Origin of the sequence: Phenylobacterium sp. (assembly GCF_004297125.1) — a bacterium.
Classification (GTDB): domain Bacteria; phylum Pseudomonadota; class Alphaproteobacteria; order Caulobacterales; family Caulobacteraceae; genus Phenylobacterium.
Map to the genome: position 1 here is coordinate 1 of NZ_SCVD01000040.1, position 20,406 is coordinate 20,406.

Below are 20,406 nucleotides of genomic sequence, written 5' to 3' on the forward strand. Positions count from 1 at the left end.
GATCGGGATGTGCGGGTACATCTCGGCCATGGCGTCGATCAGGTGCTTCAGCACGATGTCGTTCGCATAGGACCGGGCGCCGCGCGACGCCTGCATGATCACCGGCGAGTCGGTGGCCTCGGCGGCCTCCATGATCGCCAGCGCCTGTTCCATGTTGTTGATGTTGAACGCGGGCACGCCGTAGCCGTGCTCGGCCGCGTGGTCCAAAAGCTGTCGAAGCGTAATCCTGGCCATTGCCTTCAGGTCCCCACCTGTCTCATCGGGAGAGGGCCGCCACGCCGGGCAGCTCCTTTCCCTCCATCCATTCAAGAAACGCGCCGCCCGCAGTCGATACGAACGTGAAGTCCTGCGAGACGCCGGCCGCATTCAGGGCAGCCACCGTATCACCCCCGCCCGCGACGGCCACCAGCTTGCCGGACACGGCGAGCCGGGCGGCGTGTTTCGCCGCATCAACCGTGGCCTTGTCGAACGGTTCCACCTCGAAGACGCCGAAGGGGCCATTCCAGATCAGGGTCTTGGCCTCGGACATGGCGTCGAGCACCTGTTTCAGGGTGTTCGGGCCGATATCGAAGATCTTCTCTTCGGCGGCCACGCCGTTCGGGCCGGCCAGTTCGGCGACCCGGTTGGGGGCATTGGGGGCCAGGTCCTTGGCCACCACCGCGTCGGTGGGCAGGATCACGTGGCAGCCGGCGGCCTTCGCCTTCTCCAGGATCTCGCGGGCGGTGTCGGCCATCTCCTTCTCGCAGAGGGAACCGCCGATCTCGATGCCCTGGGCGAAGAGGAAGGTGTTGGCCATGCCGCCGCCGATGGCCAGGTAGTCCAGCTTGCCGACCAGGTTGTTCAGCAGGTCCAGCTTGGTGGAGACCTTGGCGCCGCCGACGATGCCCATCACGGGACGCTGTGGTTCGCCCAGCGCGGCGTGGAGAGCCTGCAGCTCCTTGCGCATCTGCTCGCCGGCGTAGGCGGGCAGCAGGCGGGCCAGGCCCTCGGTGGAGGCGTGCGCCCGGTGCGCGGCCGAGAAGGCGTCGTTGACGTAGAGGTCGCCGTTGGCGGCCAGGGCCTTGGCGAAGTCAGCGTCGTTCTTCTCTTCGCCGGCGTGGAAGCGGACGTTCTCCAGCAGCAGGACATCGCCGTCCTTCATGGCCGCGACGGCCTGGGCCGCCGCGTCGCCCACGCAGTCGTCGGCGAAGGCGACCGGGGCGCCGAGCAGCTTCGAAAGCGGCCCGACCACCGGACTCAGGCTCATTTCCGGAACGCGCTTGCCCTTCGGCCGGTCGAAGTGGGCCAGGAGGATGGTCTTCGCCCCGCCCTGGCGGAGCTTCTCGATGGTCGGAAGCGCCGCGCGCAGGCGGGTGTCGTCGCTGACGGCCCCGTCCTGCATCGGCACGTTGAAGTCCACCCGCACCAGGGCGCGCCGGCCCTGGAGATCGGCGTCGTCGAGGGTGCGGAACGTCATGGGAGCCGCTTAGATCAGCTTGGCCATGACGAGGGCCGTGTCGGCCATGCGGGTCGAGAAGCCCCACTCGTTGTCGTACCAGCTGAGCACGCGGCCGAGGCCGCCGTCGATCACCTGGGTCTGGGGCAGGGCCACGGTCGAGGAGGCCGGGGCGTGGTTGAAGTCGATGGAGACCAGCGGGTCGTTGGTGACCGCCAGCACGCCCTTCAGCGGGCCCGAGGCCGCCGCGGCGCTCATCGCCTCGTTGATTTCCTTGGCCGTCACGGCTTTGCCGGGCACGAAGGTCAGGTCGACCACCGAGACGTTCGGGGTCGGCACGCGGATCGAGCTGCCGTCCAGCTTGCCGGCCAGGGCCGGGATCACCAGGCCCAGGGCCTTGGCGGCGCCGGTCGAGGTCGGGATCATGGACATGGCCGCGGCGCGGGCGCGGTACAGGTCCTTGTGCATCGTATCCAGGGTCGGCTGGTCGCCGGTGTAGGAGTGGATCGTGGTCATGTAGCCACGCTCGATCCCGCACAGCTCCTGCAGCACATGGGCCACCGGGGCCAGGCAGTTCGTGGTGCAGGACGCGTTGGAGATGATCAGGTCGTCCTTGGTCAGCGTCTGGTGGTTCACGCCGTAGACGATGGTCTTGTCGACGCCGTCGCCGGGCGCCGAGATGATCACCCGCTTGGCGCCGGCCTCGAGGTGGGCGGCGGCCTTGTCCCTGGCGGTGAAGAGGCCGGTGCATTCCAGCGCGATGTCGACGCCCAGGTCCTTGTGCGGCAGGTCCTTGGGGTCACGGATCGCGGTGACCTTGATCGGCGCGTAGCCCGCGATCTCGATGGTGTCGCCGACCACCTTCACCTCGGCCGGGAAGCGGCCATGCACGCTGTCGTAGCGCAGCAGGTGAGCATTGGTCTCGACCGGCCCCAGGTCGTTGATCGCCACCACCTCGATGTCCTTGCGGCCATGCTCGACGATCGAACGCAGAACAAGGCGGCCGATGCGGCCAAAGCCGTTGATGGCGACGCGAACCGTCATGGGGCGGGCTCCTTCGAATTTTTGTGTGCGCGGTTTCTTGAGGTCCGAACCCGCGAAGTCAACCCCTTGCCCTCTCGCAGAGAGCGCGCGGCCGACCTGGCGGCGCGGGCCTGCAAGTCCGGCGCCGGCCCCGGATGTGCCGGTTTGGGGCGTCGGTGGGCGCGGCAGGCGGCGGCGCGGCTCGGGCTGGGGCCGATCCGTTCTGTGGCTCGTGAACAATCGACAGGGCGCTTCACGCCGAAGCTCGGCGGCCAGGCGGAGTTTTGGGGGGCCGGTTCGGGCGCAGGCGGGTCCGCGGGCGGGTCGGACGTCTCCGGCTCGTCCCACTCGTCCGGTTCCGGCTCCAGAATCCCGAGCGCCCGGTCGAGGAGGCGGCCCCGCGCCGACCCTATTTCGCGGCGGTCTGCGCGCCGTCGACCGCGGCCTTCAGGCCCGGCGAGAACTCGGCGCCGTAGACCACCTGCATCGACGAGCCCTGGAGCGAGCGACCGAACGGTTCGGCCCGGCCGCCCAGGCAGCGTTCCAGGAAGTGTTCGGTGGTGGCGTAGAAGGCGAGGTTGTTTTCCGGCCGGGCGAAGCCGTGGCCCTCGTCCGGGAACAGCACGTAGGTGACCGGGATGCCCTTGGCCTTCATGGCCTCGACGATCTGGTCGCTCTCGGCCTTGTTGACCCGCGGGTCGTTGGCGCCCTGGCCGATCAGCAGCGGCTTCCTGATCTGGTCGGCCTTGGTGAGGGGCGAGCGCTCCTTCAGCAGGGCCTGGCCCTCGGCGGTGTCCGGATCGCCCATGCTGCGGACGAACTGGGCGCGGATCGATTGCCAATAGGGCGGGATGGTCTTCAGCAGGGTGTTGAGGTTCGACGGACCGACGATGTCGACGCCGCAGGCGAACCTGTCCGGCGTGAAGGCCAGCCCCGCCAGGGTCGCGTAGCCGCCGTAGGATCCGCCCATGATCGCGACGGTGTCGGGCCTGGTGACGCCGGCCTTCACCGCCCAGTCGACGGCGTCCAGCAGGTCGTCGTGCATCTTGCGGCCCCACTGCTTGTCGCCGGCGTTGATCCACGCTTTCCCGAACCCCGTCGAGGCGCGGAAGTTGGGCGACAGGACCGCATAGCCGCGGTTGGCCAGCCATTGGTGTACGCCGTGGTAGCCGTAGGCGTCGCGCCCCCACGGCCCGCCGTGCACCAGGAGCACCAGGGGAACCGCCTTCTCCGGCCGGCCGTCGCCGTTGGCGTCCGACCCCGGCGGCAGGGTGAGATAGGAGACCTCGGTGAAGCCGTCACGGGTCTTGATCTCCACCGGATGCATCGGCTGCAGCGGCGCGCCCTCGAGCTCGGGCCGGCCGGTGTAGAGCTTGGTCACCGTCCTGGCCTTGCGGTCGTAGAGCCAGAGGGTGGTGGGCTCGACGACCCGGTCCTCGGCGACGGTCCAGAGGGTGTCGTCGTCGGTGCGCGAACTGACCGCGAACTGGCCCTTGAGCCGGCTTTTCAGGAAGTCGAGATCGGCCTTCACGCCGGCGTCCAGCGGCCGCCATTCGTGGCGCAGGTAGTTGACCCCGTAGGCCTGGATCCGGCCCGTCCTCGGCTCGACCAGACCGCCCTGGACGTCGGCGCGCGGGTCTTCGCCCAGGATGGTCTTCCCGCCCGTCTTCACGTCCTGGGCGATGAGGGCGGCGGTGTTGCGGCCGCGGCTGTCGACCCAGTACAGCGTCGCGCCGTCGGCCGTATAGCCGGCGGGGGCCGTGGTGAGCGCGTCCTCCGGTTCGATCACCGCCATGGGCTTCGCCGAGGCCGCCTGTCCCTCGACCGCATAGATTTCCTGGCCGCCGTCGCCGCGTGGCTTGATCGCCAGCCGCAGGTTGAGCCCGTCGTCGGCGAGGAAGCTGCCGAACCCTTCGTTCTTGAACACGAGGCTGAGCGCGCCGGTCTTGAGGTCGAGGCTGTGGACGTCATGCCAGCGCGGATCGCGGTTGTTCAACCCGACCAGGATGCGGTCCTTCACGTTCCGGCTGACGGCGACGATCTGGGCGCGGGTCTTGTCGAAGGGCGTGAGCGCCGTCTGGGTCCCGGTGGTCACGTCGACGCCGTAGACCTTGAAGTTCTCGTCGCCGCCGTTGTCGGTGACGAAGAGGATCGAGTTCGAATCCGGCGCCCAGAAGTAGCCCTGAACCGGCCGCTTCTTCTCAGCCGTCATGGGGCGGGCCTTGGCGGGGTCCGAGGTGGGCGCGATCCAGACGTTCATCACGCCGTCGCGGGGCGCGACCCACGACAGCCATTTTCCGTCGGGGCTGATCCGTCCGGCCGACTTGGTGGGGTTGCCGAAGAGCTTGGCGCGTTCGATCAGCGGGACCGGCTGCGCCACTGCGGCGGCGGCGGACATGGCGATGGCCGCGACGGCGGCGGCGAGCATCAAGCGGCGCATGTCTAACCTCCCCAGGTTGTCGCCGGGGAGCCTAAACCGGGCGCGTGCGTGCGCCTAGCCCGCGACCGGCTTCACCCTGGCGGCGGCTTCGCGTGCGCGGGCGCGGGCTTGTTCGACGTCGGCGGCGCGCGCCAGGGCGACGCCCATGCGGCGGCGTTCGAAGCTTTCGGGCTTGCCGAAGAGGCGCAGGTCGGCGCCGGGGACACTGAGGGCCTCGGCGACGCCCTCGAAGGCGATGCCCTTGGCCTCCAGGCCGCCATAGATCACCGCGCTGGCGCCGGGTTCGCGCAGGGAGACGTCGGTGGGCAGGCCCAGGATGGCGCGGGCGTGGAGCGCGAATTCGCTCTGGGCCTGGGTGGCCAGGGTGACTAGGCCGGTGTCGTGCGGGCGGGGGCTGACTTCGGAGAACCAGACCTCGTCGCCCTTCACGAACAGCTCGACGCCGAACAGGCCGAGGCCGCCCAGGGCGTCGGTGACGGCCTTGGCGATCTCCCTCGAGCGGTCCAGGGCGGCCGCGGTCATGGCCTGGGGCTGCCAGCTCTCGACGTAGTCGCCCTTGACCTGGCGGTGGCCGATGGGGGCGCAGAAGCTGGTCCGGACTTCGCCCGATTGGAGACTTCGCACCGTCAGCTGGGTGATCTCGAAGTCGAAGTCCACGCGGCCCTCGACGATCACGCGGGGCTGCTCGACCCGGCCGCCTTCCAGGGCGTAGCGCCAGGCCGCGGCGATCTGGTCGGCGCTCTCGACATAGGACTGTCCCTTGCCGGACGAGCTCATCACCGGCTTCACGAAGCAGGGGAAGCCGGTGACGTTCTCGGCCGCCTCGGCCAGCTCGCCCTGCGTGGAGGCGAAGGCGTAGGCGCTGGTGGGCAGGCCCAACTCCTCGGCGGCCAGGCGGCGGATGCCCTCGCGGTTCATGGTGAGCTGGGCGGCGCGCGCGGTGGGGATAACGGTGGCCAGGCCGTCGGCCTCGATGCGCGCCAGCTCGTCGGTGGCGATGGCCTCGATCTCGGGGACGATCAGATGCGGGCGTTCCTGCTCGACAAGGGCGCGGAGGGCGGCGGCGTCGGTCATGGCGATGACGTGGCCGCGGTGCGCCACCTGCTGGGCGGGCGCGTCGGCGTAGCGGTCGACGGCGATCACCTCGCAGCCCAGGCGCTGCAGCTCGATGGCCACCTCCTTGCCGAGCTCGCCCGAGCCCAGGAGCATGACCCGGACGGCGGTGGGGGAGAGGGGGGTGCCGAGGCGCAAACTCATCCTCGCCCCCCGCGGAGCGAGAGGGGAGAGGGTAGGGTGAGGGGCGGCGCGGCGACTGCGGCGGCTGCGCCGGGTTGGGCGAGGATCATCGGCGACGCACTCCGGTTGATACTGGCTGAACCATCAGTGAGTTCTTCGAGGCGGAGCCGCCCCTCACCCCACCCTCTCCCCCCGCACTGCGTGTCGGGGGAGAGGAGATTTCTAAAGTTTCGCCTTCGCAGCCGCCGCGACGCCGGCGGCGGTGATGCCGAAGTGTTCGTAGAGGGCCTTGTCCGTGCCGCTGGCGCCGAAGCCGGTCATGCCGACGAAGGCGCCGTCCGAGCCGATGAAGCGGTCCCAGCCCTGGCGGACGCCGGCTTCCACGGCCACGCGCACGGCGGTCTCGCCGATCAGGGTGGCCTGGTAGTCGGTGGGCTGGGCCTCGAACAGCTCGAAGCAGGGGACGGAGACCACGCGGGTCCCGACGCCGTCGGCCTCCAGCAGGTCGCGGGCGGCGAGCGCGATGGGGACTTCCGTGCCGGTGGCGAAGATCGTCACCTGGGCGGGGCTGCCGGCGCCGACGAGCTGGTAGGCGCCGCGCGCCGACTGGTTCTCGCCCGCGTCGCTGCGGACGCCGGCGGTCTTCTGGCGGCTGAGCGCCATGACCGAGGGCGTCTTGGTGGCGGTGAGCGCCAGTTTCCAGCACTCGGCGGTCTCCACCGCGTCGGCCGGGCGGAAGACGTTCAGGTTGGGCATGGCGCGGAGCGAGGCCAGGTGCTCCACCGGCTGGTGGGTCGGGCCGTCCTCGCCCAGGCCGATCGAGTCGTGCGTGCCGACGTGGACCACACGGATTCCCATCAGGGCCGCCAGGCGGATCGCGGGGCGGGCATAGTCGGAAAACACCAGGAAGGTGCCGCCGTAGGGGATCACCCCGCCGTGCAGGGCCAGGCCGTTCATGGCCGCGGCCATGCCGAACTCGCGCACGCCGTAGTTCACGTAGCGGCCGGCGTAGTCGGGCGCATCGAAGATCGGGGTGTTCTTGACGAAGGTGTTGTTGGAGCCGGTGAGGTCGGCCGAGCCGCCGACCAGCTCGGGGACCGAACCGAAGACCTGCTCCAGGACCGAGCCGGAATGCTGGCGGGTGGCGGCGGCGGGCTTGTCGGCGGCGGCCTTGGCGATGAAGGCGTCCAGGGCCTCGAAGGCGTGGGCGGGCAGCTCGCCGGACATGGCGCGCAGGAACTCGGCCTTGCGCGGCGAGGCGGCCAGCCGGGCTTCCCAGGCCTTGCGGGCCTTGGCGCCGCGCTTGCCGGCCTTGCGCCAGGGCTTCAGGGCCTCGTCGGGGACGGTGAAGGGCTCGTGCGGCCAACCAAGGGCCTCGCGGGTCTTGGCGACCTCGTCCTTGCCGAGCGCCTTGCCGTGGACGTCGTGGGTGCCGGCGAAGGTGGGCGAGCCCTTGCCGATGACGGTCTTGCAGGCGATCAGGCTGGGACGGTCCTGCTTCAGCGCCCAGGCCAGCGCCTTCTTGATGTCCTTCTCGTCGTGGCCGTCGATCCGCTTGGTCGCCCAGCCGGCGGCCTTGAAGCGGGCGAGCTGGTCGGTGGCGTCCGACAGGCCCACGTGGCCGTCGATGGTGATGTCGTTGTCGTCCCAGAGGACGGTGAGCTTGGCCAGCTTCAGGCGGCCGGCCAGGCTGATGGCCTCGTGGCTGACGCCCTCCATCAGGCAGCCGTCGCCGGCGACGACCCAGGTGCGGTGGTCGACCAGGTCGGCGCCGAAGCGGGCGGCCAGCTTGCGCTCCGCCATGGCCATGCCGACGGCGGTGGCCAGGCCCTGGCCGAGGGGGCCGGTGGTGGTCTCGACGCCCGGGGTGTGGCCGTACTCGGGGTGGCCCGGGGTGTTGGAGCCCAGCTTGCGGAAGTCGCGCAGGCTCTGCATCGGCACGCCCTTGACCCCCGAGAGGTGCAGCAGGCTGTAGAGCAGCATCGAGCCGTGGCCGGCGGAGAGCACGAACCGGTCGCGGTCGGCCCAGTCGGTGGCGGCCGCGTCGTACTTGAGGACCTTGCTCCACAGCGCCGTCGCCACGTCGGCCATGCCCATGGGCATGCCGGGGTGCCCGGAGTTGGCCTGTTCGACCGCGTCCATCGAGAGCACGCGGATAGCGTCGGCCATGAGCTTGGTGGGCGCGGACATGGGGCTTCTGAGTCTCTGTCTGGCGAGGAATTGGCGCGCGGCCTCGCACGCGGGGGGCCAAGGGTCAAGAAATCGCCCAGGGATTTCGTGAGACTCACCCACACGGGTATAGATGCCCGGACGGCTTCGGAGGATCGCATGAACGGCGGCGAGAGCGCCCTGGACCTGGCGGCCAAGCGGCTGGAGACCGCGCTGCACGTGCTGGAGCAGCGGCTGTCCCAGCGGCTGAGGGACGCCAGCGCCGACGCGGGCGGCCTGTTCGACCAGGACCGGTCCAACCTGGCCGCCGAACTCGATGCGTCCCGCGCCCGCGAGCGTGAGCTGGAGGAGGCCGGCGCCCAGGCGTCGGAAGCCCTCGGCCGCGCCATCCAGGAAATCCGCGCCGCCCTGAACGGGCAAGCACCGGAGGCTTGAGGCATGGCTCAGATCAACGTCGACGTGAACGGCCGGCCCTATGCGGTCGGCTGCGAGGACGGCCAGGAGGCCCACCTCCACGAACTGGTGAAGCTGTTCGACCACCAGGTCCGGCAGGTCAGCCAGGACATGGGGCAGCTGGGCGACACCCGGCTGTTCCTGATGGGCGGCCTCCTGCTGGCCGACGAACTGCTGGACGCCCGCAACCGGCTGGCGGCGCTGCAGGTCGAGGTGAGCCGGCTGCAGGCGGACCGCACGCGGGTCGAGAGCCGGGCGGTCAGCGCCCTGGAGACCGCGGCGGCCAAGATCGAGAAGCTGGCGGCCGAGGGGGCCTAGAGCGCTTTCCGGCGAAGTGGATACCGGTTCGCCGCCAGAAAGCGCGACAAATCAAAGACCTGGAGCGCAGCTCCGATTCAATCGGAGCGAATAGCGCTCTAGCGCGGCGTCCGCATCCGCCCGATCAGCCGCGCCAGCGCCGGGAACAGTTCGGGCTCTTCGGCGCGGCGATAGTCGTGGTCGGGCGGAAGGCTCTCGACCAGGCGGCGGTGGGCGACGCCAAGGTTGTGGTACGGCAGGCGCGGCATCAGGTGGTGCAGGGCGTGATAGCGCAGCCCCACGGGCGCCCAGAGGAACGGCAGCATCGCCGGCGGCGGCACGTTCACCGAATCCAGGAACTGATCCAGCGGGGCCATCACCTTGCCGTCGTTGTCCCAGCGGTGGGCCACGGCGGTGCGGAGCTGGTTGAGGAAGGTCATGACCGCGAAGATCGCCGCGGCGATGGCGAGCGCCCGCCAGGGCAGGATCCGGGCGACCGCCAGGGCGATCAGCGTCCAGCTCCACAGCCACGAGGCGATCTCCTGGGCCAGCCAGGGGACGCTGCGGGCGCGCTCGAAGTCCTCGCGGGAGAAGCCGGGGTTGATGACCATGCCCGAGGTCTTGGCGACCACGAAGCGGCGCAGCGGCGGGAAGATCAGGCTGAGCGGGGCCAGCACGGCGAAACGCAGCACCGTGCCCACCGGCGCGAGCAGGGCGATGCCCAGGAAGACCGCCAGCTCATGCGGGGGGCGCCGCGCCAGCGGATGGTACTCGGGGTCGCGGGCGGTGCCGTAGCGGTCCTTGGCGTGGTGAAGGATGTGGACGCCCTCGTATAGCAGCGAGGGGGTGAGGAAGGGCACGCCGATCAGCAGGTTCCAGGCGAAGTGGAAGCCCGGCACGTCGTCGCGCCGCAGGTGCGTCAGCTCATGGATGAAACTGATCCCGCGGTAGAGGCTGAGTACGCAGACCGCGCCGGCGGTCAGGGCCCAGCCGGGCGAGGCGGCGGTGGTGGCGATCAGCAGGCTGAGCCAGGTGACCAGCGCGGTCACCGACAGGTCCAGCCAGTAGACCTTGGGGTCCGCGCGCGTCAGGTCGCGGGCCAGGTCGTTGGCCTGGCGGGCGAGGCTGTGCTCGGTGAGGGCGGCTTCGGTGCTCAAGTCGCCCGATGTAGGGCGGCTGAGGCTCAGGCCCAAGTGCGAATACGCACGCCGGCCAATGCGTCGCGCTTGAGACTGGACCTGCGAGCGCCTACGTTGGTTCCCGGCGGGTCTGCTGCGGCCCTCGTCGAAGGCGACATATTCCAGCGACCTTAATTCACCTCTAGGGAGCTGTCCCTGGCCGGGATCCTGGTCCCGGGCACACGGCGCCCACCTGTTACTAACAGGTCGAGGGAATGAAACAGTCCTTCACGGCTCTCGCGGCGCCGCCACCCTTCTCTCCCCCATCGCGGGGCGTCGTGCGGTATAGCGGGGCGTGACCGGCATTCCCGACAAACGGGCCCTGCGCGCCCAGCTTCGCAGCCTTCGCCGCCGCCTCGCCGACGAGGTCCCGGACGCCGCCGAGCGCGCCGCGGCCCTGTGGCCGGCGGACGCGGGGACGGAGCGGCGCATCTTCGCCCTCTATCATCCCTCCGGTTCCGAGCTGGATCCGACGCCGCTGCGGGCGCGCCTGCCGGCGGATGGCGTGGCGCTGCCGGTGGCCCAGTCCCGCGACGGCGCCCTGGTCTTCCGCCTGTACAGGCCCGGGGAGGCCTTGGTCCCGGACGCGCTGGGGATCCCGTCTCCGGGCGAGCACGCGGTGGCGGTGCTGCCGGACGTGGTCTTCACCCCGCTGCTGGCCTTCGACCGCCGCGGCGGGCGGCTGGGCCAGGGCGGCGGCCACTACGACCGCACCCTGGCGAACCTTCGGCGGATGAAATCCGTTGTGGTCGTTGGGCTGGCCTACGCCGGCCAGGAGTTGCACGAAATCCCCATGGAGCCGCACGACCAGCGGCTGGACGCCATCCTGACCGAGACGGGCTACCAGGAATTCGGCTAGAGAGCCCTGATGAGGTTTGCCTTTTTTGGAGACGTGGTCGGCCGCTCGGGCCGCGAGGGCCTGGCCGAGCACCTGCCCGGCCTGCGCCGCGCGCTGGGCCTGGAATTCGTGATCATCAACGCGGAGAACGCGGCGGCCGGCTTCGGCATCACCGAGGCCACGGCGCGCGAACTGTTCGACGCCGGCGCCGACTGCCTGACCCTGGGCAACCACTCGTGGGACCAGAAGGAGGCGATGACCTACATCGTCCGCGAGCCGCGCCTGATCCGGCCGCTGAACTATTCGGCGTTCTCGGCGGCGCCCGGCCGGGGCTCCCAGCTCTTCGACACGCCGGGTGGCCAGCGCGTCCTGGTGATCAACCTGCTGGGCCGGGTGTTCATGGACGCGCTCGACGATCCGTTCGCCGCCGTGGACAAGGAACTGGAAGCCTGTCCGCTGGGCGCCGTGGCCGACGTGGTGGTCGTCGATATCCACGCCGAGGCCACCTCGGAGAAGATGGCCATGGGCCATTTCTGCGACGGCCGCGCCAGCCTGGTCGTGGGCACCCACAGCCACGTCCCCACCGCCGACGCCCAGGTCCTGCCGGGCGGCACGGCCTATCAGACCGACGCCGGGGCCTGCGCCGACTACGACAGCGTGATCGGCAACCACAAGGAAGAGCCGCTGCGCCGCTTCACCACCCGCATCTCGGGCGGCCGCTACAGGCCCGCCGAGGGCCCGGCCACCGTCTGCGGCGTCTTCGTGGAGACCGACCCGGCCACCGGCCTGGCGCGCCGCATCGAGCCGATCCGCATCGGCGGGCGGCTGTCCCAGACGATCCCCGTGCTGGAGACGGCGCAGGCCGGCTAGCGCCGCCTCGCCCCTCCCACGTCGTGCGGGGGGAGAGGAGGTCTCAGGCGGCCGCCTCGGATCGATCCTTCGCCGTCGCCGGCTCCACCGCCAGCACCTGGCCGATGGCGTTGATCAGGGCGGCCGGCTGGACCGGCTTGTGCTGCAGGGCGTCGAAGCCCATGGCCTTCAGGCGGGCCTCCTCGCCGGGCATGGCGTCGGCGGTCAGGGCCATGATCGGCACGTCGGCGCGGCCGGCCTGGCCGTCGCGGATGCGGCCCACGGCCTCGATCCCGTCCATGATCGGCATGTGCACGTCCATCAGCACCAGGTCGAAGGCCTCGACGCGCAGCCGCTCCAGGGCCTGGGCGCCGTCGGAGACGCACTCCACGTCGACGCCGGCGGCCTCGAGCACGGCGCGGGCCACGGCCTGGTTGATCGGATTGTCGTCGGCCACGAGGATGCGCAGCGTCGGCAGGGTCTCGGGCTCGGCGGCCTCGGCCGGCTCCGGGTCGGCCTCGGGCAGGGGGAGCCAGACCCGGAACGACGAGCCGCGGCCGGGCTCGCTCTGGACCCCGATCTCGCCGCCCATCATCGTGCTCAGCTTGCGGCAGATCGCCAGGCCCAGCCCGGTGCCGCCGAACTTGCGCGCGGTCGAGGCGTCGGCCTGGGCGTAGGGGCGAAACAGGGACGCGAGCTGGTCAGGACCCATGCCGATGCCGGTGTCGGCGACCACGATCTCGACGCCGCCGTCGCCGTCGGCGGCCGGGGCCGCGCGCAACTGCAGGCTGATCCCGCCGGCCTCGGTGAACTTCAGCGCATTGGAGATCAGGTTGAGCACGATCTGGCGCACGCGCATCTCGTCGCCCAGCACCAGGGCGGGCAAGCCGGGAGCGGCCTCGCAGGTCAGGCTGAGGCCCTTTGAAGCCGCGGTCTCGGACCACAGTTCGACGGCCTGGTCGCCCAGGGCCTTGAGGTCGAACGCCCCCACCTCCAGGTCCATCCGGCCGGCCTCGATCTTCGAGATGTCCAGCACGTCGTTGAGGATCGCCATCAGGCCGTCGCCCGAGCGCAGGATGGTGTCCACATAGCCCTGCTGGCGCTGGTCGAGCGGGGTGCGCTGCAGGGCCCGCGCCATGCCCAGCACGCCATTCATCGGCGTACGCAGCTCGTGGCTCATCATGGCGAGGAAGGCCGACTTGGCCTCGTTCGCGGCCTCGGCGGCCTGCTGGGCGTCGGCCAGGACGGCGGCGGTGCGCATGTTCGCCCGGGCGCTGGCGGCCACGTACAGGAGCAGCATGGCCAGGCCGAGGGTCAGCGCGACCAGGGGCGCGCCGCTATAGCCGCCGAATCCGGCCGGCAGGGCGAACCAGAGTAAGCCCGGGACGGCCGCGAGCGCGGCCAGCGCCGGAGGCGAACGGAACGTGAAGCCCTGGGCGTGAATCATCACGCCCGCCAGGATCGCCATGGACGCCAGCCGGAACGGCTCCTCGTTCGCGGTCCAGTAGAGGACCGCCAGGGCGGACCAGGCGAGGCTCGAGCCGAAGGTCGAGACCATGTAGGCCGCCCGCTGGCGGCGGCTCATCGCCTGGCGGCGAACGACCGGTCGGGTGACGACGTAGGTGCAGGCCTCCGGCGCGGTGAACGCGGCGAACCAGGCCGCCCCCACGAGCGGGCCATGGAAAAGGACCGTGAGCAGGGCCGCGCCACAACCCACGGCCAGGCGAACGAAGAACACCTGGCGCGCAGTGGCGGCCACCGCGTCCAAACGCTCGTCCAGCAGGCTCCAGGCCTTGGCCATCACGTCCGCAAAATCCCCATTCGTCAGGCCTAACCCGCCCCCGGGTGTGGCAGCCTGTCGCAGCACCTTGCCGCGGAAACATGAACGGACCCTTGTTTCGGCGACGCCTGTTACGTGAATCCGGCGCTTTCCGGAGCGTTGCGGCGCGGGCTAGGGTCAAGGTCGCGGATCGTGGAGAAGTGCAGATGCTGGCGAAGTTCGTCGTCCGGGCGGTGTTCGCCGCCCTGGGCCTCTGGGTGGCCTCGGTGATCGTGCCAGGGGTGCATGTGGGCGACACCGGGACCCTGATCCTGGCCGCCGTGCTGCTGGGGGTGGTCAACGCCCTGGTCCGGCCCGTGGTGTTCATCCTGACCCTGCCGCTGACGGTGATCACGCTGGGCCTGTTCCTGCTGGTGGTGAACGCCGCGATGATCGGGCTGGTGGCCTGGCTGCTGCGCGGCTTCACCGTCGACGGGCTGATCCCGGGCGTCCTGGCGGCCATCGTCACCGGCGTCGCGAGCTGGATCGGTGGCATGGCCATCCGGGACGACCGGCGATAGGCGCGCGCTTTATCTCCCCGCCGCTTCGCGGGGAGACAAGAAAAAGGGCGGGACCGCTAGGTCCCGCCCTCCATTCTCAGTTCGGTGTGCGCCTGGACGAGAAGTCCATGTCACCCATCCGCCGCCCCGTGCTCAGGGGCGTGCGGTGTCGGCTTCAGCCTCCGCCGGCAGATGCACGGTGAGGCCTGCAAGCTTCACCTTCCGGGGATAGTGCAGGTAGATCGCGTCGGTGACCGCCGGATTGTACCGGGACTCGTAGGGGTTTTCCCCCCGCCCGCCGACGGTGACGAAGAATGCGAACTCGCCATGCTGGATCATGCGGACGAACTGCCGTTCGTCATAGACCCCGGTCGATCCCAACTCGGCGATGATGGCCGGCTCCAGCACAACCTCTTTGCCGGCCTGGCGCAGGATGACCATGTTGTCGGAGATCACCGGCCGGTCCGCCGCGGCGACCCAACGGGTGAGGGTTGCGAGTTCGGCCCGATCCGCGGGAGTGTGGATTCCGTCGTCCTTGGTGGCGGTGGGCGCCATCAGCGCCCCGGCGATCACGAGGGCGGGCGCCAGCACGAGCGGATTGACGCGGGCCCCGGCCGGGCCATCCGCCTTGATTGGCGGGAAGACCGCATCCGCCGCCGGACGCATGGCGATACCGATCATGACGCTGCCCGCCATGAACCATTCAATGTAGTAGTTCAGGGAGGATCCGACCTTGCCGATCAGGATCAAGAGGGCGGTCGTCGGGACCAGATAGGCCACCGCGATCAAGATCCGGATCGTCCCCTCGTCGCCGCTGATCCTCCTCCGGACATCGGCGAGGCTTCCCGAGCCGGCCTGCTGAAACACGAGATAGACCGCGAGGCCCGCACCAACCAGGCCCAGCAGAAGGTAGGGGACGTGGACGCTCGCCCGATGCTTGATGTCGATCAGCCGCTCGAACGAGAAGCGATTGATATTATAGCCGAGTATGTGCTGGATGAACTGCCCGTCGGTCGCTACGGACAACCCCAGAAGGACCGCCAATCCCAGCACGATGCAAGCGCCGATCCCCCTCAGCGCCAAGCCGGGCCTCAGCACCAGCAGGACGAGGAAGGCGGCGCCGGGCGCCGCGATCATGGTTTGCTTGGTGAAGACCGAGGCGACAAAGGCGATCGCCGCCAGGTAGATCAGGAGCGGCCTGCGCATTGCGAGCATCGTCAGGCAAAGTCCGCCTAGCGCGAACGCGACGGCGACCATGTCGACGCGCATCAACACGCTCCAATAGGCGACCGGATAGCAGGTCAGCGAGACCAGGGCGGCGCTGGCTCCGCAGATCCATCTCGCCATCCGGCTGCTTCCCGGCGCGCACAGGCTCGCGATCACCCCAGCGCAGGCTGCGGCGGCGAGCGTTGAAATGATGGAGAGCGTGCGCCCGGCCGACAGGTCATCCAAGCCGGTTGCGGCGACCGTCAGCCACGTAAGCCAATGATAAACAGGCGGATAGTGAAAGACGATCGCGGGAAAAGTCGTCAGCGGCGCGTAGCCCTGCCCCTCCGACATCATCCGCATCTGCTGCCAGACGATGCCCTCGCCGTAGTCCAGCTCGTTCGGGGTGTGCACCGCCCAACTGGCGCGATCGAGGAACAGCAGGAGTTTCCAGAGCAGCACCGCGCCCATCGCGGCCAGAACGGCCGCGGCCAGAAGGCGGGCTGGCCTGCTCGCTCGGCGAGGCGCGGGAGGCGAAGTCATGCGCCACCTCCGCGGACCGGCCGGGCGCTGATCAACATTTGCTTCCCCAAGGGCCGGATCGGCGAGGCAAGGTAGGCCGCGATCAGCAGGGGCGAAACGGGCAGCCGCGATTTGATGGTGAGCGGCAGGAACCGGGGTTGCACCTCCTGCACCTCCCAGCCGTGCGCCGTCAGAAAGTCGACGATCGAAACGTGCGAGTAGACGGCGATGTGGGTGTAGTCGTCGAAATACTCCCGGTAGGCGTAGCGATAGTTGGGCTGCAGGATCGTCAGCGATCCCTTGGCGGAGAGTTTGGTGCGAAGGGCCGCCAGCGTCGCGGCGAATGCGTCCTGCGACAGGTGCTCGAACAAGTTGCTGGCGAAGGCGAAATCCACAGCCCCGTCGGCGATCCAGTCCAGGTCTTGGGCCATACCGACGTGGGCTTCCACGCCTGGAGCCACGTGGTCCGGCAACCGGGGCCAGGTGTCGACGGCCAGGCGGCGCGCAGCGACCACGTTGTTGATGAACTCGCCGTATCCGCTGCCGAGGTCCAGAACGCAGTCGCCCGGTGCGATGCGCCGACGGAAGTAGAAGCGCCAGAGGGCGCTCCAAAGAACATTGCGGCGCGTGTCCTGAGTTAGGCGCGATGCGTGATAGCCCTCACTCAAGCGGCAGCCCTCCAACCCAAGACGATGCCAGCGATCATTCTCAGGCCGACCTGAAATCCCCGCCAGTTGTTCACATTGCCACCTTTGCTGACCCCGACCCGGGCGTGGAAGGTGATGGGACACTCCACTAGGACCAGGTCACGCTGCAGTGCGGTGTCCAGGAAATGAGCGTTGAATTCGAGGTTGATCGCGGGATTCACGTGCGGGAGCAGGCGGGCCAGCGCGTCGCGCCGACAGAGCTTATAGGTCGTGCCGACATCGGTGATGGTGCCTCGCCCCAGGTATTTCGCCTCCAGCAGCTTACCTACAAAGATGTTGCCGTAGAACATGAACGTGCTGAGCTGGGTCACATACTGGCGCAGAGGCTCGACCGTCCGCGTGCCGTTCACGATGTCAGCGTGCGGAGCGTAGGCGATCAGCTTCTCGATGTCATAGGCCCGGAAGGTGAGATCGCCCTCGCAGAGGACCACCATATCCACGTCCTCATGCTGAACGGCTTCGCTCAGGCAGCGGAAGACGCAGCGGCCATACCCCGGCTGCAGTTCGTCAAAGGTGATGGCGCCGGCTGCTTGCGCTCGAGCGAAGGTCTCGTCCTGGCTGTTGTTGCTTACGACGATGACCCGAGCGACCAGCGGGTGCGCGAGGAAGTCCTTCACCGCATCGGCGATGCTGTCTTCATCATTATAGGCGGTCAAGGCGACCGTGACCTTGCGATTGGTCAGCGGCTCGTGACGGACCGGTACGTTCGGCTTCTTGCGCCGCAGGAGCACAAGGAGATCGAAGGCGGCCAAGCTTAGGCCCAGCACGACGGGGATACCACTATACCACACCAGCCAGGTCGCCACCGGGTCCAGCAGTTCGTGCAAGCCTAGCAGGTAGCGTGGAAAGACCAGCAGAACGCCCAACAGGAACCCTGCGATGCCGATGCAGAATAGTATCGCACCATAGAGCAGAAGTGGTGTTGAGTTACGGCTTTTCGCGTCTGAGGCGAGTAACTTCTTGCCGGTGGCAACATTTGGCACGAGGTTCTCCCCCAGAGAATCTCAACTTTTTGATGCCTTCAGGCCTAGTTCACCTGAAAAGCCCAGCGACGGCTAGCATAGAACATCAACCACGGCGTGACAAAAAGAACAAGGATCAGCGGCGCGCGAACATCTAGCCCCATACCGTGCACAATCAGCCAGACCCAGAACGAGTTGAGGGCAAGCCCGGCAAGGTTGATGCAAAGGAACCGGATTTTGGCTTGCCGCGAGTTGGCGTCGCGCGCAGCGCCTCGAAAGCTCCAGCGAGAATGCAGGAGGTAGCTGGAAACGAGGGAGGTCAGCCACGCGGCCACATTGGCCACCAACGGCTCTACATGCAGGATGGAGGCGAGCACCCAGTAGACCAGCGAGTAGAGCAGGGCAGCCGCACCGCCGCTGACCCCATAGCGAAAGATCTGCATGACCAGGGCGCGATGCCGAAGGGGCACAAGTGATGCGATCTTCTTCAAAGGCGCCAACTCCGACTTCTGCGCGGCCGATCTGTCGCCGGCCGCCAGCAATTGATCGGCCGCCGCTGCTGAGACGCCACCTGATCCGTCGAGGGGCTTGATGGCAGGCCAAAGACAGACGTCAAGCCGCAACGCGAACGAAAAAGGGCGAGACCTTGCGGTCCCGCCCTCCATTATCAGGTCCCGGCTCGGCCTTTGCGGCTGCGCCGCTTCGTTGGCCGGGATGACGGCTTCTAAGGCGACTAGAAGTCCATGTCGCCCATGCCGCCCATGCCGCCGCCGGGCATGCCGCCCTGGCCGCCGCCGCCCTTCTTGGGGGCTTCGACGATGGCGGCTTCCGTGGTGATCAGCAGGCCGGCCACCGAGGCGGCGTCCTGCAGCGCGGTGCGGACGACCTTCGCGGGGTCGATCACGCCGGCTTGCACCAGGTCCACGTACTCTTCGGTCTGGGCGTTGAAGCCGAAGGTGGCCGAGCTGTTCTCGAGCACCTTGCCGACCACGATCGAGCCTTCGACGCCGGCGTTCTCGGCGATCTGACGGATCGGGGCCTGCAGGGCGCGACGCACGATGGCGACGCCGGCTTCCTGGTCGTCGTTGTCACCCTTGAAGCCGTCCAGCACGCGGCTGGCCTTCAGCAGGGCGACGCCGCCGCCGGGGACGATGCCTTCTTCCACGGCCGCGCGGGTCGCGTTCAGGGCGTCGTCGACGCGGTCCTTCTTTTCCTTCACTTCGACTTCGGTCGAACCGCCGACGCGGACCACCGCGACGCCGCCGGCCAGCTTGGCCAGACGCTCCTGCAGCTTTTCCTTGTCGTAGTCCGAGGTGGTGTCCTCGATCTGCTTCTTGATCTGGGAGATGCGGCCTTCGATGTCGGCCTTGTCGCCCGAGCCGTCCACGATCGTGGTGTCGTCCTTGGTGATGGTGACCTTCTTGGCCCGGCCCAGCATGTCGAGCGTGACGCTCTCCAGCTTGATGCCCAGGTCTTCGGAGATCAGCTGGCCGCCGGTCAGGATGGCGATGTCTTCCAGCATGGCCTTGCGGCGGTCGCCGAAGCCCGGAGCCTTGACGGCCGCGACGCGGAGGCCGCCACGCAGCTTGTTCACGACCAGGGTCGCGAGGGCTTCACCCTCGACGTCTTCGGCGATGATCAGCAGGGGCTTGCCCGACTGGACCACGGCTTCCAGCACCGGCAGCAGGGGCTGTAGCGAGGAGAGCTTCTTTTCAAAGAGCAGGATGATGGGGTCCTCGAGGTCGGCCTCCATCTTCTCGGCGTTGGTGATGAAGTAGGGCGACAGGTAGCCGCGGTCGAACTGCATGCCTTCGACGACGTCGAGTTCGGTCTCGGCGGTCTTGGCTTCCTCGACGGTGATGACACCCTCGTTGCCGACCTTTTCCATGGCGCGGGCGATCATCTCGCCGACTTCGGTGTCGCCGTTGGCGGAGATGGTGCCGACCTGGGCGATCTCGGCGTTGGTCGTGACCTTCTTGGCCGAAGCCTTGATCTCTTCGACGACCTTGGCGACCGCCTTGTCGACGCCGCGCTTCAGGTCCATCGGGTTCATGCCGGCGGCGACCGACTTCAGGCCCTCGACGACGATGGCCTGGGCCAGGACCGTGGCGGTGGTGGTGCCGTCACCGGCCTTGTCGTTGGTCTTGGAGGCGACTTCGCGGATCAGCTGGGCGCCGAGGTTCTCGAAACGGTCGGCCAGTTCGATTTCCTTGGCGACTGACACGCCGTCCTTGGTCGAGCGCGGGGCGCCGAAGGACTTCTCGATGACCACGTTGCGGCCCTTGGGGCCCAGGGTCACCTTCACCGCGTTGGCGAGGATGTTGACGCCGCGCAGCATGCGGTCGCGCGCGTCGGAAGCGAAATAGACGTCTTTGGCAGCCATGGCTGTGTGTCTCTTCTTCTAAAGGGGGATGTCTGGGGCGGGCCGTCGGTTAGGAGACGACGCCCAGGATGTCGCTTTCCTTCATGATCAGCAGGTCCTGGCCGTCGAGCTTGACCTCGGTGCCGGACCACTTGCCGAACAGGATGCGGTCGCCGGCCTTCACGTCCAGCGGCTGGATCTTGCCGCTGTCGTCGCGGGCGCCGGGGCCGGTGGCGATCACTTCGCCTTCCTGCGGCTTTTCCTTCGCGGTGTCGGGGATGATGATCCCGCCCTTGGTCTTTTCCTCTTCCTCGACGCGCTTGATGAGGACGCGATCTCCCAGGGGACGAAACGCCATGTGTGTTCTCTCTCTTCCGCTCGAAACGGTTCAAATTGGCGACGGCGGCGGG

General features: G+C 68.7%; 19 protein-coding genes and 1 other RNA gene. 6 read left to right on the forward strand and 14 right to left on the reverse strand.

Going from position 1 to position 20,406, the window contains the following annotated elements; genetic code table 11:
* The 6 genes from EPO51_RS26500 to tkt all read right to left on the reverse strand — a co-directional run.
* A partial coding sequence (locus EPO51_RS26500) for a class II fructose-bisphosphate aldolase (protein WP_293357028.1) occupies positions 1–234 on the reverse strand: 234 nt, incomplete at its 3' end.
* Between the two features lie 22 nt (positions 235–256).
* Positions 257–1,456, reverse strand: a complete 1,200-nt coding sequence (locus tag EPO51_RS26505; RefSeq protein ID WP_293357030.1) for a phosphoglycerate kinase — start codon at positions 1,454–1,456, stop codon at positions 257–259.
* 9 nt (positions 1,457–1,465) lie between these two features.
* On the reverse strand, positions 1,466–2,479 hold the full coding sequence (gap, locus tag EPO51_RS26510) for a type I glyceraldehyde-3-phosphate dehydrogenase (RefSeq protein ID WP_293357032.1): 1,014 nt from the start codon (positions 2,477–2,479) through the stop codon (positions 1,466–1,468).
* Between the two features lie 388 nt (positions 2,480–2,867).
* A complete protein-coding gene (locus EPO51_RS26515) occupies positions 2,868–4,898 on the reverse strand; it encodes a S9 family peptidase (RefSeq protein ID WP_293357034.1) in 2,031 nt (676 codons plus the stop codon).
* A 54-nt stretch (positions 4,899–4,952) separates the two neighbouring features.
* On the reverse strand, positions 4,953–6,155 hold the full coding sequence (gene purT / locus EPO51_RS26520; RefSeq protein WP_293357036.1) for a formate-dependent phosphoribosylglycinamide formyltransferase: 1,203 nt from the start codon (positions 6,153–6,155) through the stop codon (positions 4,953–4,955).
* A 201-nt stretch (positions 6,156–6,356) separates the two neighbouring features.
* Complete coding sequence (tkt, locus tag EPO51_RS26525; RefSeq protein WP_293357038.1) at positions 6,357–8,324, reverse strand: transketolase; 1,968 nt, start codon at positions 8,322–8,324, stop codon at positions 6,357–6,359.
* A gap of 138 nt (positions 8,325–8,462) precedes the next feature.
* Between tkt and EPO51_RS26530 the strand changes: the two genes are divergently transcribed.
* Positions 8,463–8,738: a DUF4164 family protein gene (locus EPO51_RS26530; RefSeq protein ID WP_293357040.1), complete on the forward strand. Its 276-nt coding sequence runs from the start codon at positions 8,463–8,465 to the stop codon at positions 8,736–8,738.
* Positions 8,739–8,741: 3 nt separating this feature from the next.
* Positions 8,742–9,074, forward strand: coding sequence for a cell division protein ZapA (locus EPO51_RS26535; RefSeq protein ID WP_293357042.1), 333 nt, complete (start codon positions 8,742–8,744; stop codon positions 9,072–9,074).
* A 98-nt stretch (positions 9,075–9,172) separates the two neighbouring features.
* Here EPO51_RS26535 and EPO51_RS26540 read toward each other — a convergent pair whose 3' ends face one another.
* Positions 9,173–10,210: a fatty acid desaturase family protein gene (locus tag EPO51_RS26540; protein ID WP_293357044.1), complete on the reverse strand. Its 1,038-nt coding sequence runs from the start codon at positions 10,208–10,210 to the stop codon at positions 9,173–9,175.
* A gap of 109 nt (positions 10,211–10,319) precedes the next feature.
* Between EPO51_RS26540 and ssrS the strand changes: the two genes are divergently transcribed.
* From ssrS to EPO51_RS26555, 3 genes are all read left to right on the forward strand, one after another.
* A non-coding RNA gene (gene ssrS / locus EPO51_RS26545) (6S RNA) lies at positions 10,320–10,481 on the forward strand.
* 45 nt (positions 10,482–10,526) lie between these two features.
* Positions 10,527–11,090 (forward strand): 5-formyltetrahydrofolate cyclo-ligase, encoded by a 564-nt coding sequence (locus EPO51_RS26550; RefSeq protein ID WP_293357046.1) that lies wholly within the window; start codon positions 10,527–10,529, stop codon positions 11,088–11,090.
* Positions 11,091–11,099: 9 nt separating this feature from the next.
* Complete coding sequence (locus tag EPO51_RS26555; RefSeq protein ID WP_293357048.1) at positions 11,100–11,939, forward strand: TIGR00282 family metallophosphoesterase; 840 nt, start codon at positions 11,100–11,102, stop codon at positions 11,937–11,939.
* A gap of 43 nt (positions 11,940–11,982) precedes the next feature.
* On the opposite strand, the gene EPO51_RS26560 is transcribed toward EPO51_RS26555, so the two are convergent.
* Complete coding sequence (locus EPO51_RS26560) at positions 11,983–13,719, reverse strand: ATP-binding protein (protein WP_293357050.1); 1,737 nt, start codon at positions 13,717–13,719, stop codon at positions 11,983–11,985.
* A gap of 185 nt (positions 13,720–13,904) precedes the next feature.
* Between EPO51_RS26560 and EPO51_RS26565 the strand changes: the two genes are divergently transcribed.
* Positions 13,905–14,258 carry a phage holin family protein gene (locus EPO51_RS26565; RefSeq protein WP_465246643.1) on the forward strand — a complete coding sequence of 118 codons (354 nt, stop codon included), beginning with the start codon at positions 13,905–13,907 and terminating at the stop codon, positions 14,256–14,258.
* Between the two features lie 132 nt (positions 14,259–14,390).
* Here EPO51_RS26565 and EPO51_RS26570 read toward each other — a convergent pair whose 3' ends face one another.
* From EPO51_RS26570 to groES, 6 genes are all read right to left on the reverse strand, one after another.
* Entirely contained in the window at positions 14,391–15,986 is a 1,596-nt protein-coding gene (locus EPO51_RS26570) for an ArnT family glycosyltransferase (protein ID WP_293357052.1), read from the reverse strand.
* Positions 15,983–16,633, reverse strand: coding sequence for a methyltransferase domain-containing protein (locus EPO51_RS26575; RefSeq protein ID WP_293357054.1), 651 nt, complete (start codon positions 16,631–16,633; stop codon positions 15,983–15,985). The genes EPO51_RS26570 and EPO51_RS26575 overlap by 4 nt, the downstream gene beginning before the upstream one ends.
* The gene (locus tag EPO51_RS26580) at positions 16,630–17,655 is read right to left on the reverse strand and encodes a glycosyltransferase (RefSeq protein WP_293357056.1); all 1,026 of its coding nucleotides are present in this window, start codon (positions 17,653–17,655) and stop codon (positions 16,630–16,632) included. The genes EPO51_RS26575 and EPO51_RS26580 overlap by 4 nt, the downstream gene beginning before the upstream one ends.
* A gap of 44 nt (positions 17,656–17,699) precedes the next feature.
* Entirely contained in the window at positions 17,700–18,299 is a 600-nt protein-coding gene (locus tag EPO51_RS26585) for a GtrA family protein (RefSeq protein WP_293357058.1), read from the reverse strand.
* A gap of 68 nt (positions 18,300–18,367) precedes the next feature.
* Positions 18,368–20,017, reverse strand: coding sequence for a chaperonin GroEL (gene groL, locus EPO51_RS26590; RefSeq protein WP_293357060.1), 1,650 nt, complete (start codon positions 20,015–20,017; stop codon positions 18,368–18,370).
* Positions 20,018–20,066: 49 nt separating this feature from the next.
* Positions 20,067–20,354 carry a co-chaperone GroES gene (groES, locus tag EPO51_RS26595; RefSeq protein ID WP_293357062.1) on the reverse strand — a complete coding sequence of 96 codons (288 nt, stop codon included), beginning with the start codon at positions 20,352–20,354 and terminating at the stop codon, positions 20,067–20,069.
* Positions 20,355–20,406: the final 52 nt, after the last annotated feature.

Coding starts and splice junctions, on each gene's coding strand:
- EPO51_RS26585 (WP_293357058.1), bottom strand. CDS start 18,299: ATGGAGGGCGGGACCGCAAGGTCTCGCCCTTTTTCGTTCGCGTTGCGG.
- EPO51_RS26560 (WP_293357050.1), bottom strand. CDS start 13,719: ATGGCCAAGGCCTGGAGCCTGCTGGACGAGCGTTTGGACGCGGTGGCC.
- purT (WP_293357036.1), bottom strand. CDS start 6,155: ATGAGTTTGCGCCTCGGCACCCCCCTCTCCCCCACCGCCGTCCGGGTC.
- EPO51_RS26505 (WP_293357030.1), bottom strand. CDS start 1,456: ATGACGTTCCGCACCCTCGACGACGCCGATCTCCAGGGCCGGCGCGCC.
- gap (WP_293357032.1), bottom strand. CDS start 2,479: ATGACGGTTCGCGTCGCCATCAACGGCTTTGGCCGCATCGGCCGCCTT.
- EPO51_RS26555 (WP_293357048.1), top strand. CDS start 11,100: ATGAGGTTTGCCTTTTTTGGAGACGTGGTCGGCCGCTCGGGCCGCGAG.
- groL (WP_293357060.1), bottom strand. CDS start 20,017: ATGGCTGCCAAAGACGTCTATTTCGCTTCCGACGCGCGCGACCGCATG.
- EPO51_RS26535 (WP_293357042.1), top strand. CDS start 8,742: ATGGCTCAGATCAACGTCGACGTGAACGGCCGGCCCTATGCGGTCGGC.
- tkt (WP_293357038.1), bottom strand. CDS start 8,324: ATGTCCGCGCCCACCAAGCTCATGGCCGACGCTATCCGCGTGCTCTCG.
- EPO51_RS26570 (WP_293357052.1), bottom strand. CDS start 15,986: ATGACTTCGCCTCCCGCGCCTCGCCGAGCGAGCAGGCCAGCCCGCCTT.
- EPO51_RS26530 (WP_293357040.1), top strand. CDS start 8,463: ATGAACGGCGGCGAGAGCGCCCTGGACCTGGCGGCCAAGCGGCTGGAG.
- EPO51_RS26515 (WP_293357034.1), bottom strand. CDS start 4,898: ATGCGCCGCTTGATGCTCGCCGCCGCCGTCGCGGCCATCGCCATGTCC.
- groES (WP_293357062.1), bottom strand. CDS start 20,354: ATGGCGTTTCGTCCCCTGGGAGATCGCGTCCTCATCAAGCGCGTCGAG.
- EPO51_RS26565 (WP_465246643.1), top strand. CDS start 13,905: ATGCTGGCGAAGTTCGTCGTCCGGGCGGTGTTCGCCGCCCTGGGCCTC.